Raw genomic sequence first — 13147 nt, 5'->3', positions numbered from 1 at the left:
TTAATCATGACTGATAGAATATAAATATACTATAATAGGAAGGGAGGACTTGTATTATGCCTCGTAAAGGATCAGTACCTAAAAGAGATGTGTTACCGGATCCAATTCACAACTCTAAGTTAGTAACAAAATTAATCAACAAGATTATGTTAGATGGTAAACGTGGAACTGCTCAACGTATTCTTTATTCAGCGTTCGACCTAGTTCAAGAACGTTCAGGTCGCGATGCTATGGAAGTTTTCGATGAAGCAATTAACAATATTATGCCAGTACTTGAAGTTAAAGCTCGCCGTGTAGGTGGTTCAAACTATCAAGTGCCTGTAGAGGTTCGTCCAGAGCGTCGTACAACTTTAGGTTTACGTTGGTTAGTAAACTATGCGCGCCTTCGTGGTGAAAAAACGATGGAAGAGCGTTTAGCTAACGAAATCTTAGACGCAGCAAACAATACTGGTGGTGCAGTTAAGAAACGTGAGGACACTCACAAAATGGCTGAAGCGAACAAAGCATTCGCTCACTATCGCTGGTAAGATATGTGCTAATTCCCTGAGCAATTCCAGTATCAGTAACAATCAACTTGCATTTTGCTTGTTTGAGAGAGCTGTACGTGCTTAGGGTAAAGCTATATCTAAATATATTATCCTATTATTCTGGAAGGAGAAAGAATACCCATGGGAAGAGAATTTTCTTTGAAAAACACGCGTAATATCGGTATCATGGCACACATTGATGCGGGTAAAACGACTACTACTGAACGTATTCTTTATTACACTGGACGTATCCACAAAATTGGTGAAACACATGAAGGTGCTTCACAAATGGACTGGATGGAACAAGAACAAGACCGTGGTATTACGATTACTTCAGCCGCTACAACTGCAGCATGGAATGGTCACCGTGTTAACATCATCGACACACCAGGACACGTAGACTTCACTGTTGAAGTTGAACGTTCTTTACGTGTACTTGATGGTGCAGTGACAGTATTAGATGCGCAATCAGGTGTTGAACCTCAAACTGAAACAGTTTGGCGTCAAGCAACAACATACGGCGTACCACGTATCGTATTCGTAAACAAAATGGACAAATTAGGTGCTAACTTTGATTATGCAGTAAGCACTTTACATGATCGTTTACAAGCAAACGCAGCACCAATCCAATTACCAATTGGTGCAGAAGATGACTTCAATGCCATCATCGACTTAGTTACAATGAAATGTTTCAAATACACAAATGATTTAGGAACAGAAATTGAAGAAACTGAAATTCCTGAAGACTACCGTGAACGTGCAGAAGAAGCACGTGAAACATTAATCGAAGCTGTTGCTGAAACAAACGACGACTTAATGGAAAAAATCTTCAGTGAAGAAGAAATCACTGTTGACGAACTTAAAGACGCGATTCGTAAAGCAACAACAGACGTTGAATTCTACCCTGTATTATGTGGTACAGCGTTCAAAAACAAAGGTGTTCAATTAATGCTTGATGCTGTTATTGACTACCTTCCTTCTCCGTTAGATGTTAAACCAATCATTGGTCATCGTGCGGACGATCCTGATGAAGAAGTGATTGCGAAAGCAGACGACGATGCTGACTTCGCTGCACTTGCATTTAAAGTTATGACTGACCCATACGTTGGTAAGTTAACATTCTTCCGCGTATACTCAGGTACTTTAACTTCAGGTTCTTATGTTAAAAACTCAACAAAAGACAAACGTGAACGTGTAGGTCGTATCCTTCAAATGCACGCAAACTCACGTCAAGAAATCAGCACTGTATATTCTGGTGATATCGCAGCTGCTGTAGGTCTTAAAGATACTGGTACAGGTGACACGCTTTGTGGAGAGAAAAATGACATCATCCTTGAGTCAATGGAATTCCCAGAGCCAGTTATCCACTTATCAGTTGAACCAAAATCTAAAGCTGACCAAGATAAAATGACTCAAGCGCTTGTGAAACTTCAAGAAGAAGACCCAACTTTCAAAGCGCATACAGATGAAGAAACAGGTCAAGTTATCATTGGTGGTATGGGTGAACTTCACCTTGACATCATTGTTGACCGTATGAAAAAAGAATTTAACGTTGAAGCTAACGTAGGTGCGCCAATGGTGTCTTACCGTGAGACATTCAGACAATCTGCTGCAGTTCAAGGTAAATTCTCTCGTCAATCTGGTGGTCGTGGTCAATACGGTGATGTACACATTGAATTCACACCAAACGAAACAGGTGCAGGTTTCGAATTCGAAAATGCTATCGTTGGTGGTGTAGTTCCTCGTGAATACATTCCATCAGTTGAACAAGGTCTTAAAGATGCTATGGAAAATGGTGTCTTAGCTGGTTACCCATTAATCGATGTTAAAGCAAAATTATTTGACGGTTCATACCACGATGTCGACTCATCTGAAATGGCCTTCAAAATTGCTGCATCTTTAGCGCTTAAAGAAGCTGCTAAAAAATGTGATCCAGTTATCTTAGAACCAATGATGAAAGTAACTATCGAAATGCCTGAAGAATACATGGGTGATATCATGGGTGACGTTACTGCGCGTCGTGGACGTGTAGATGGTATGGAACCACGTGGTAACGCACAAGTGGTAAACGCTTATGTACCACTTTCAGAAATGTTCGGTTACGCAACTTCATTACGTTCTAACACGCAAGGTCGCGGTACTTATACAATGTACTTCGATCACTATGCAGAGGTGCCAAAATCAATCTCTGAAGAAATCATCAAAAAGAACAAAGGCGAGTAATTCAATCATTACAAATTAGCGCGAATCATGTTAATATGACTAAGGGCAAGCCTTGTTTATAAATTGATTTTTTCAGTAAAATGATTTATAAAGGAAATATCATTATCTATCTCATGTTGGTGAGTAACTTTCATGAGAGATATTTAAAATATTAATTCTTATTCAAAGAGGAGAGATTTCATAATGGCAAAAGAAAAATTCGATCGCTCAAAAGAACATGCCAATATTGGTACTATCGGTCACGTTGACCATGGTAAAACTACTTTAACAGCTGCTATCGCAACTGTATTAGCTAAAAATGGTGACTCTGTTGCACAATCATACGACATGATTGACAACGCACCAGAAGAAAAAGAACGTGGTATCACAATCAATACTTCACACATCGAATACCAAACAGACAAACGTCACTATGCACACGTTGACTGTCCTGGACACGCTGACTATGTTAAAAACATGATCACTGGTGCTGCTCAAATGGACGGTGGTATCTTAGTAGTATCTGCTGCTGACGGTCCAATGCCACAAACTCGTGAACACATCCTTTTATCACGTAACGTTGGTGTACCAGCATTAGTTGTATTCTTAAACAAAGTTGACATGGTTGACGATGAAGAATTATTAGAATTAGTTGAAATGGAAGTTCGTGACTTATTATCTGAATACGACTTCCCAGGTGATGATGTACCTGTAATCGCTGGTTCAGCATTAAAAGCTTTAGAAGGCGAACCAGAATACGAAGAAAAAATCTTAGAATTAATGCAAGCTGTTGATGATTACATTCCAACTCCAGAACGTGACTCAGACAAACCATTCATGATGCCAGTTGAGGACGTATTCTCAATCACTGGTCGTGGTACAGTTGCTACTGGTCGTGTTGAACGTGGTCAAATCAAAGTTGGTGAAGAAGTTGAAATCATCGGTTTAGCTGAAGAATCTTCTAAAACAACTGTTACTGGTGTAGAAATGTTCCGTAAATTATTAGACTACGCTGAAGCTGGTGACAACATTGGTGCTTTATTACGTGGTGTTGCACGTGAAGACATCAACCGTGGTCAAGTATTAGCTGCTCCTGGTTCAATTACACCACACACAAAGTTTAAAGCAGAAGTTTACGTATTATCTAAAGACGAAGGTGGTCGTCACACACCATTCTTCTCTAACTACCGCCCACAATTCTATTTCCGTACTACTGACGTAACTGGCGTTGTTCACTTACCAGAAGGTACTGAAATGGTTATGCCTGGCGATAACGTTGAAATGGAAGTTGAATTAATTTCACCAATCGCTATCGAAGACGGTACTCGTTTCTCAATTCGTGAAGGTGGACGTACTGTAGGATCAGGCGTTGTTACTGAAATCGAAAAATAATTCATCTATTTGATGAGATAAAAGAGCTAGCCCTGTTGGGTTAGCTCTTTTATATTGGCGCTCTGTCAAATCGGATTGATAAGCAAAATAAAGAGGTTAAGTAGCATCGCGTTACTTAATCTCTTTTTTGTTGCGTTTCAAAATGATTCATACATAAAATGTTACAATGCACTACTAAACTATTTATAGAAGTAAAACAATAAAAAGCTAGCTTATCTAGAGAGTAATGCTAAAAATAACTATTTTTTCTTGATGATATATAAGTGTCTACTGCTTTGCGTTGAATTGAAAGATCAATGGCATCTTATTGGTAAAAGTATTCTATTAATTCAAAAGTACACTTTTGCCCGAAATTTATTGCTTTTAAGCGTTAAAGCGTGTATGATGGAAATTATCTAAATATTCCCACTTCACTTTTGATTGCGGGATATGACTCCGTTGAGTGTGTTGTGTATAAGATGGGATAAATTGAACTATTTAATTTGAATTGGAAAGTGGGAAAACCATGGAGAATTTGACAGCAAAGCAATTTGTAATGAATATTTTGAATGGCATGGCTATTGGTGTCGTCGTTGTACTTATTCCAGGTGCATTACTAGGGGAGTTAATGAAAGTATTAGTGCCTGTTCTGCCATTTTTGAAACCTATTGTAGGGGCTTTAGCATTGTCTAATGCAATGATGGGACTTGTTGTAGGTGTATTAACCGGCTTAAATTTTAAATTTAATCCAATACAAGCTACAGCATTAGGATTAGCGACGATGTTTGCATCAGGTGCAGCACAATTTGGAAAAGAAGGTATGATTATCCTTAAAGGTACGGGTGATGTGATCAATATGGGACTGACAGCAGCATTAGGAGCGGCTGTGATTTTGTTTATTGGTGATAAGTTAAAAGCCTATACGATTTTAGTGATACCACTTATATTACTCGTAGGTGTTGGCTTTATTGGACGCTTGATGTTGCCGTATGTCATGCAAATCACCACATGGATTGGACATGGCGTCGCAGCCCTGTTGAGCCTTCAGGCAGTCGTAATGTGTATCATCATAGCAGTGATATTTAGCATAATGATTGTGTCGCCGATTACAACTGTAGGTATTTCGCTTGCGATTTCAATTTCAGGCATTGGTGCAGGTGCAGCAAATATTGGTATTTGTGCAGCTGGTTTTGGATTTGCGATATTAGGTTGGTCAGTTAATACGAAAGGAACAAGTGTGGCACATTTTATTGGATCGCCTAAAATGTCGATGGCGAATGCAGCGCAAAAGCCCATTATTTTACTACCCATTGTATGTACAGCGGCTTGTTGCGGTCTGATTGCCTCTCTATTAAATATTATTGGCACACCTATGAGTGCAGGTTTTGGATTTAGTGGCTTAGTTGGACCCATTAATTACTTAAATTTAGTAGACGGTGGTTGGAATATAACTAATTTTATAAAAATGTTAGTTGCTTTTATTATTGCGCCGGTTGGATTCAATTTCTTATTTAAATATCTCTTTATGCGTGTGGTCCCTATTGTGAAACCTGAAGATTATCGTTTGAATATTTAAAGTATTAGCTGAAGAACTGACCTAATCAATTGAAAATCGTTTCAACCTATACAATAAAATATAAAAAGGGAGGAGGGGACATTGGTTTTAACTTATAAAAAATAAGAAGGCAAGACGTTGAAGTCTGCCTCCTTAATCATTTGTAATTGGCTTAAAATAGATTACAAAAAACAGTGCATATAACTTTTAATCATTTATAAAAAAGAGGGGTATCATATTCAATCACTAACAGTCTCCCAAGCCTAGCGCGAGTGAGCACATATGAATATGATGATATTTCATCCCCTCTTTAAGTAAGGATGACGAAGATCGAGCAACATACTGTTTAAATACAATGCTCAATCTCGTCTTCTATGGTTAATTAGATTTAAATGAATAAGCCACTTTTAGGGTTTATTCAGCTTCTCTAATTTCATCAGCAATATCGTTATAATCTATTTCAGTTTCTGTAAATGTACGATTATGAACTGGGAAATGTTGCTCAAAATTTTCGAAGTTTTGAATTTCAACTGTAACATGGTCGACTTCAAAATCGAGGACATGTCCACCAAACTGACGGGCATCATCAGCAAAATGGATATGAAATCCTCCAGAACCTATCCCATGAAAGAGTTCAGGTGTAAAAAAGCCAATAAGCGTTCCTTGAATATTTTCTTCTGTTTGTTCTGGCTGTCTACGCGCAGAATTGATTAAACGTGTATAAGGTGGCTCTTGGCCAGGCATCATACGCACATGCATTTTTTTAAATGTTCCTGTAATTCTTACAGATGAAAACATATTTGCACTTAGCATATGCGTTTTCACTTCTTCTAACACGTCTTCAGAAGATTTATTTTCTGTTTGGTAAGTTTCATCAGCAGAAAAGCGTGTAATTGTTGCATAAGGCGTCATTTCATCGCCTTTTAATTTAACGAACTCTTTATGTTCATTTGCATGATAAGCTTCTCCATTTAGAAAAATCACTTCACCGTCGGATCCTGTTAATGTTGCAAGTCCAGAATCACCATGTTCCAGTACTTCTTTTACACTCATAGTGCCTTCTAATAATCCCGCCATTAACGTACCTAAAGTACCGTGTTGATATAATGTGTGTGCCATACTCGAATTACTCCTTTGCTTTCTTTTCTGTTTAATTTAATGCATCGGGTAGTACATTTGTTGATAATTTTATGTTATCGGCATAATTGACCGGAATATCAATTAAAACAGGTCCTTCTGTCGTATAACTTTCTTTAATTGCTTGCTCTAATTCTGCTGGTGTAGTGACGCGAACGCCTTTTGCTCCGAATGACTCTGCGTATTTGACAAAGTCAACTTCCCCGAATTCAACACCTGCAGAACGTTGATATTTCATTTCCTCTTGGAATTCAACCATATTATAACGTCCGTCATTCCAAATCAATTGTGTAATATTAAGGTTTTTACGAACTGCTGTTTCAAGTTCTTGACCAGAAAATAGGAAGCCACCATCTCCAGCAACTGAGATTACACGTTCATGAGGTCTAACGAGTGCAGCAGCAATTGCCCAAGGTAAAGCGACACCTAATGTTTGCATCCCATTACTGAACAATAAATGACGTGGTTTATAGCTTCTAAATTTTCTAGCCATCCAAATATAATGACTTCCTACATCGACAGTCACTGTTGAATCGTCACTAATTGTTTTTTGCATCGCATCGATAATTTCGATAGGGTGAAGGACACCTTCAACATGTGTTGCTTTAATCCCTGTTGCTTCAGATATATTATCTCTAAGTGAATCGAGCTTTTGTAACTTTTCTTCGTCTAAGATCGGATGATCAATATGTTCAGAAATAAGTTGAATTGTTTCTGATATATTACCAATCAATTCAGCTTTAGGTTGCATATGGTTTGTGATTTCTGCAGGAACTTCATCAATATTGATAATTTCAGTCTCTAATTCTTTATTCCAGTTACTTGCTTCATACTCAATTGGGTCATAACCAATTGTGATAACTAAATCACTTTTTCTAAGAAGCTCATCACCCACTTGGTTTCTAAATAAACCTATTCTTCCAAAGAAGTGTGACTCCAATTCACGACTAATGACACCTGCACCTTGGAATGTTTCAACAACAGGTAATTTTGATTTTTCAACAAGTTGACGAATCGCATGTGTCTCAGCTTCACTAGAACTACGCATTCCCACTAATAATACAGGTGATTGTGCAGATTTTAAATCTTCGACAATATTTTTAATGTCTTCCTCTGCAGGAACACCTAATTTTGGTTTTTGAGGAACAGCGATTGCTTCTGTTTGAACTGGCGCACTAATAACGTCTTGTGGAATACTGATAAAACTTGCACCATTTTTTCCAGAAGTTGCTTCTCGAATCGCATTTGTCATCACTTCTGATAATGATTCAGGATCTTGAACTTCCGCACTGAATTTTGTAGAAGATCTCAATAATGATGCATTGTCCACACTTTGATGGGTTAAACGAAGTAAGTCATTACGCTTAACTTGTCCACCAATAGCAAGCACAGGGTCACCTTCAGAAGTTGCAGTGAGAAGGCCAGTAGTAAGATTGCTCACCCCTGGTCCACTTGTTACAAGGGCAACCCCTGGCTTTCCAGTTAATCGGCCAATTCCTTGAGCAATCATGGCAGCATTTTGCTCATGACGCGTAACAATGAGTTCAGGGCCATCATCTTTTAATGCATTAAAAAGAAAATCTATTTTTGCACCCGGTATACCAAATACATAGTCAATACCGTGATGTTTTAAAGTATCAATCACCATATCTGCAGCTGAATAGTTTTGATGAGTCATGTTATCAATTCCTTCCTTATCATGTAAGATAAGTCAGTATCAGTGAACGATTCATACCTAAAATATATAAGCAAGGCATCAAATAGATCACTCATATGACTTACGCCTATTTTAAGTCTAGAACACAAAACTAATTTAATCAAAAACAATGTTTTTATTATTTAGATGAAAATAGTTACTTTAAAAATATCAATTTATTAAGTCGTTGATATGACTTGTATTAAGCGGTTACATGAATTTTGGCTATTGGATAATATCAATTTTTCAACAATAAAAATATAGAATAATAAATGAAGTAAAAGGGAGTTTGATATAAAAGTAAGTTCATTTTAACGAGGGAATAAAACGTAAAAAAGAGGACAATCAAATCATTACTGTCCTCTTCTTTCTAACTCATTATAAATATGAAATTGTCCATTAATGTACGATAGTGCACCTGGATTAGTTGTTTGAGAAGTAACAACATTATCAAAAAGATTTTCTATATTGCTTATACTCTCAACTTGAAACTTTAACTAAAAGTTGCCTTCAAGTTCTAATATTTTCATGAATGTACTTACGGCGTACTTCATCGCACTTTCATCAATATCAAAGTGTGGACTATGATGGGGCCAATCGGTTTCTTTTTGTGGGTTACCGCAACCCGTAAAGAAAAAAGCACCGGGTCTGGCTTTTAAATAAAAAGAGAAATCTTCTCCAACCATCATGAGATCAGAGTCATGGTATCGAAAGTTCAATGCATTGGCTGCCTTTTTAACGGTTTCTGCTGATGCTTCATGATTATAGACAGGTAAATAACCTTTAATATAATCAAATGAATAAGTGATATCGTTTGCTAATGCGAGTCCTTGAAGCAGCTTATCCATTTTATGATAGATGTGTGTTTGAACTTCAGAATCAAAAGTTCGAACAGTGCCTTGGCAAGTGGCCGTATCAGGAATAACGCTATCGGCGTTTCCTGCTTCAATCTTACCGAAAGAGAGTACTGCTTGTTTGACGGGGTCTATCGTTCTTGAGACGATTTTTTGAGCACTTAAAATGAATTCTGCCAAAATAACGATGGGGTCGATGGTTTCATGAGGTTTCGCGCCATGACCACCTTTACCAAAGAGCGTAATATGAAATTCATCTGGCTGTGCCATCATAGGCCCGGGTCGTGTATGAATCGTGCCGGTAGGGTAGCCTGTCCACAAATGGTTACCATAGATTTTATCGACGCCCATTAATGCATTGTCTGCAATCATTTCTTGAGCGCCGCCCGGTGTTAATTCCTCGCCATATTGAAATATCAGAACGACCGTTCCTTTTAACTCCGATTGATGCGCGTGTAATAGTTCCGCAACGGTTAATAATATAGACGTATGGCCATCATGACCACAGGCATGCATAACACCTGGTACTTTAGAACGATAAGGGACGTCTTTTAAATCTTCGATAGGTAGTGCATCGAAATCAGCACGCAAAGCAATTGTAGGACCGGGCTCTTCGCCTGATATACGCGCTAATATACCGTTTTGTCCTACATGCGCATCAATTTGAAAGTTTAATTTTTGGAGACGCTCTACAATATAATCATGGGTATGTTTTTCTTGAAAAGACAATTCGGGATATTGATGAAGGTAACGGCGTGTTTCAATCATATCCTGTTCTTTTTCATAAGCCAATTGGAACCAATCAGTCACGATGCTCCCTCCTTACTCGCAGTTATTTCATTTATTATACACTTGCTTTTAAGTTTGTACAAAATACGTTATGATTAAAGTGTATGAAAATTGAAAGGGGAACTTAACCATGGTACAAAAGTTAAATGACTTTCTTGAAGAAAATATTAGTTATTTAAAAGATAATGGTCTTTATAATGAAATTGATACAATTGAAGGTGCAAACGGTCCTGAAATTAAAATTAATGGCAAAAAATACATTAACCTTTCTTCAAATAACTATTTAGGCTTAGCAACAAACGAAGATTTGAAAAAGGCAGCTAAAAGTGCCATTGATTCTCATGGTGTAGGTGCAGGGGCAGTACGTACTATTAATGGTACATTAGATTTACATGATGAACTTGAAGCGACTTTGGCGAAATTTAAAGGTACAGAAGCGGCAATTGCTTACCAATCAGGTTTCAATTGTAATATGGCTGCGATTTCAGCGGTTATGAATAAAAACGATGCTATTCTTTCTGATGAATTAAACCATGCCTCAATTATTGATGGCTGCCGTTTATCAAAAGCGAAAATTATTCGTGTTAACCATTCAGATATGGATGATTTACGTCAAAAAGCAAAAGAAGCTGTAGAATCTGGACAATACAATAAAGTGATGTACATTACTGACGGTGTTTTCAGTATGGATGGTGATGTTGCTAAATTACCTGAAATTGTCGAAATTTGTGAAGAATACGGTATCATGGTTTACGTGGATGATGCACACGGTTCAGGTGTGATGGGTAAAGGTGCAGGTACAGTTAAACATTTCGGCTTACAAGACAAAGTTGATTTCCAAATCGGAACATTATCTAAAGCAATTGGTGTTGTGGGTGGCTATGTTGCGGGCTCACAAAAATTAATTGACTGGTTGAAAGTACAATCACGTCCGTTCTTATTCTCTACTTCATTGGCACCTGGGGATACAAAAGCTATTACTGAAGCGGTCAATAAATTAATGGCATCCACTGAACTTCATGATCGCCTATGGGACAATGCGCATTACTTAAAAGAAGGTCTTAACCGTTTAGGATTTAATACAGGCAAATCTGAAACACCGATTACGCCTGTAATTATTGGAGACGAAAAGAAAACACAACAATTTAGTAAACGTTTAATGGATGAAGGCATTTATGTTAAGTCTATCGTATTCCCAACTGTGCCACGTGGTACAGGACGTGTACGTAATATGCCAACAGCTGCACACACAAAAGAAATGTTAGATGAAGCATTAGCAGTGTATGAACGTGTGGGTAAAGAATTAGAAGTCATTTAACTTAAAAATTATATATTAAGATTCGTTATTTGAGCTAGTAAAGGGCAATATTTCGAGTCATCTTTAAAGAGCAAGGTGTACACTTAACATAGCAGTGTAATGATTTTACCTTGCCCTTTTTTGATTTATGCGTCTATCGTATCAGGATAGAGAATTAATTTTGTTGTGAAACCTTGGTAAAGATAACTGCATTTGCGTAAAAATGGTTATAAACGAATACAAATCTAGTGGGTGATTTCCTTTATTTGTCTATAACTTTATCTTTAGCTTAAAATATGCTTATAGCTCAAACCGATTTAGCATTAAGGTATCTTTGATATTTAAAATTACGATAAAGTTAGAATTTGAAATCAATGTGTATTTCTATGTATATCATGCATATACAAGAAAACGCTTAAATGTTATAATTGTACTATATTTTACAGAAAATGATTGTACATAAAACACATGTGTCCTCAGGAGAAACACAGAATGGAGATGGATGACGTTATGAAAAGAATTATGGTTACCGGTGCGTTAGGACAAATTGGGACGGAGCTTGTCGCAAAATGCCGTGAAGTTTATGGGACTGAAAATGTGCTTGCTACTGATATTCGTGAGCCAGAAGCAGGTTCTATAGTTGCGGAAGGTCCTTTTGAAATATTAGATGTGACAGATGCAGATAAAATGATGCAAATTGCAGAATCATTTAAGCCTGACACTTTGATGCATATGGCTGCGCTATTGTCTGCAACTGCTGAACAAAAGCCTTTATTGGCATGGAATTTGAATATGGGTGGACTTGTAAATGCGTTAGAAACAGCGCGTCACTTAAACTTACAATTTTTCACCCCAAGTTCTATCGGTGCATTTGGACCCAACACACCTAAGAAAAATACACCACAAGTTACAATTCAAAGACCAAATACGATGTACGGTGTAAATAAAGTTTCTGGGGAATTATTGTGCGATTACTATTTTACTAAATTTGGTGTGGATACGCGCAGTGTTCGTTTCCCTGGTTTGATTTCTTATGTTAAAGAGCCCGGTGGCGGTACAACGGATTATGCCGTTGATATTTATTTCCAAGCGGTTCGAGAAGGTAAGTACACAAGCTACATTGATAAAAACACATATATGGATATGATGTTTATGGATGATGCGATACAAGCGATTATTCAATTAATGGAAGCGGACGGCGGTAAACTGATTCATCGTAATGCATATAACTTAAGTGCAATGAGTATAGAACCAGAAATGGTAAAGGCAGCAATTCAAGAGCATATGCCTGAATTTACGTTAGATTATAATGTAGATCCTGTACGTCAAGATATTGCTGAAAGTTGGCCAGATAATATTGATACGAGTTGTGCACGTGGCGAATGGGGCTTTAACCCTAAATATGATTTAGAAGCGATGACCACACGTATGTTAGAAGGTATTCGCGAAAAAGAAAGTCATAAAGCCTAAATAAATATGAAATAAAGCAGTAAAGTTGTTGAAAAGTATGTGGCTGAAGGAAATTCAGCATTTCAATAACTTTACTGTTTTTTACTTGTTATCGTGTCATTTCAGGATTTAACAACAATATGAGGGCCGACGCATATATCAAATCAATTGAAGTTCAATCAGTTAGAAAGTAAGATAGATGATAATATAGTTGTTTCGTATAGTTTAATCGAAATAGCGCTATCTTTTTGAAATGGCAGAAATATCTCA

9 protein-coding genes are annotated in these 13147 nt (G+C 37.4%); 6 read left to right on the top strand and 3 right to left on the bottom strand.

Annotated elements, in window-relative coordinates; all coding sequences use genetic code 11:
* Positions 1 to 56 precede the first annotated feature (56 nt).
* The 4 genes from rpsG (at position 57) to MUA40_RS10880 (ending at position 5676) form a co-directional block, all read left to right on the top strand.
* Positions 57 to 527: a 30S ribosomal protein S7 gene (gene rpsG, locus MUA40_RS10895; RefSeq protein ID WP_014614746.1), complete on the top strand. Its 471-nt coding sequence runs from the start codon at positions 57 to 59 to the stop codon at positions 525 to 527.
* 141 nt (positions 528 to 668) lie between these two features.
* Positions 669 to 2750 (top strand): elongation factor G, encoded by a 2082-nt coding sequence (gene fusA, locus MUA40_RS10890; RefSeq protein ID WP_016424305.1) that lies wholly within the window; start codon positions 669 to 671, stop codon positions 2748 to 2750.
* A 183-nt stretch (positions 2751 to 2933) separates the two neighbouring features.
* Positions 2934 to 4121, top strand: coding sequence for an elongation factor Tu (gene tuf, locus MUA40_RS10885; RefSeq protein ID WP_016424306.1), 1188 nt, complete (start codon positions 2934 to 2936; stop codon positions 4119 to 4121).
* 505 nt (positions 4122 to 4626) lie between these two features.
* Positions 4627 to 5676: a PTS sugar transporter subunit IIC gene (locus tag MUA40_RS10880; protein ID WP_016424307.1), complete on the top strand. Its 1050-nt coding sequence runs from the start codon at positions 4627 to 4629 to the stop codon at positions 5674 to 5676.
* Between the two features lie 393 nt (positions 5677 to 6069).
* Here the strand turns inward: MUA40_RS10880 and budA are convergent, their stop codons facing one another.
* The 3 genes from budA to MUA40_RS10865 form a co-directional block, all read right to left on the bottom strand.
* Positions 6070 to 6774 carry an acetolactate decarboxylase gene (gene budA, locus MUA40_RS10875; RefSeq protein ID WP_016424308.1) on the bottom strand — a complete coding sequence of 235 codons (705 nt, stop codon included), beginning with the start codon at positions 6772 to 6774 and terminating at the stop codon, positions 6070 to 6072.
* A gap of 31 nt (positions 6775 to 6805) precedes the next feature.
* Positions 6806 to 8470, bottom strand: a complete 1665-nt coding sequence (gene alsS, locus MUA40_RS10870) for an acetolactate synthase AlsS (RefSeq protein ID WP_016424309.1) — start codon at positions 8468 to 8470, stop codon at positions 6806 to 6808.
* Positions 8471 to 8985: 515 nt separating this feature from the next.
* Positions 8986 to 10152, bottom strand: a complete 1167-nt coding sequence (locus MUA40_RS10865; RefSeq protein WP_167732856.1) for a M20 family metallopeptidase — start codon at positions 10150 to 10152, stop codon at positions 8986 to 8988.
* 109 nt (positions 10153 to 10261) lie between these two features.
* On the opposite strand from MUA40_RS10865, the gene MUA40_RS10860 reads away from it, so the two are divergent.
* Together MUA40_RS10860 and MUA40_RS10855 are read left to right on the top strand one after the other, a co-directional pair.
* Positions 10262 to 11449, top strand: a complete 1188-nt coding sequence (locus tag MUA40_RS10860) for a glycine C-acetyltransferase (RefSeq protein ID WP_016424311.1) — start codon at positions 10262 to 10264, stop codon at positions 11447 to 11449.
* Between the two features lie 489 nt (positions 11450 to 11938).
* Positions 11939 to 12898, top strand: a complete 960-nt coding sequence (locus MUA40_RS10855) for an L-threonine 3-dehydrogenase (RefSeq protein ID WP_194369264.1) — start codon at positions 11939 to 11941, stop codon at positions 12896 to 12898.
* Positions 12899 to 13147: the final 249 nt, after the last annotated feature.

Source organism: Staphylococcus schleiferi, from assembly GCF_025558325.1.
In the GTDB taxonomy this organism is placed as follows: Bacteria; Bacillota; Bacilli; order Staphylococcales; family Staphylococcaceae; genus Staphylococcus; species Staphylococcus schleiferi.
This window is presented reverse-complemented; position numbering and strand designations above follow the sequence as displayed.

Excerpts from the sequence above, each read along its gene's own strand:
- rpsG (WP_014614746.1), top strand. The coding sequence starts at position 57 with ATGCCTCGTAAAGGATCAGTACCTAAAAGAGATGTGTTACCGGATCCA.
- fusA (WP_016424305.1), top strand. The coding sequence starts at position 669 with ATGGGAAGAGAATTTTCTTTGAAAAACACGCGTAATATCGGTATCATG.
- tuf (WP_016424306.1), top strand. The coding sequence starts at position 2,934 with ATGGCAAAAGAAAAATTCGATCGCTCAAAAGAACATGCCAATATTGGT.
- MUA40_RS10880 (WP_016424307.1), top strand. The coding sequence starts at position 4,627 with ATGGAGAATTTGACAGCAAAGCAATTTGTAATGAATATTTTGAATGGC.
- budA (WP_016424308.1), bottom strand. The coding sequence starts at position 6,774 with ATGGCACACACATTATATCAACACGGTACTTTAGGTACGTTAATGGCG.
- alsS (WP_016424309.1), bottom strand. The coding sequence starts at position 8,470 with ATGACTCATCAAAACTATTCAGCTGCAGATATGGTGATTGATACTTTA.
- MUA40_RS10860 (WP_016424311.1), top strand. The coding sequence starts at position 10,262 with ATGGTACAAAAGTTAAATGACTTTCTTGAAGAAAATATTAGTTATTTA.
- MUA40_RS10855 (WP_194369264.1), top strand. The coding sequence starts at position 11,939 with ATGAAAAGAATTATGGTTACCGGTGCGTTAGGACAAATTGGGACGGAG.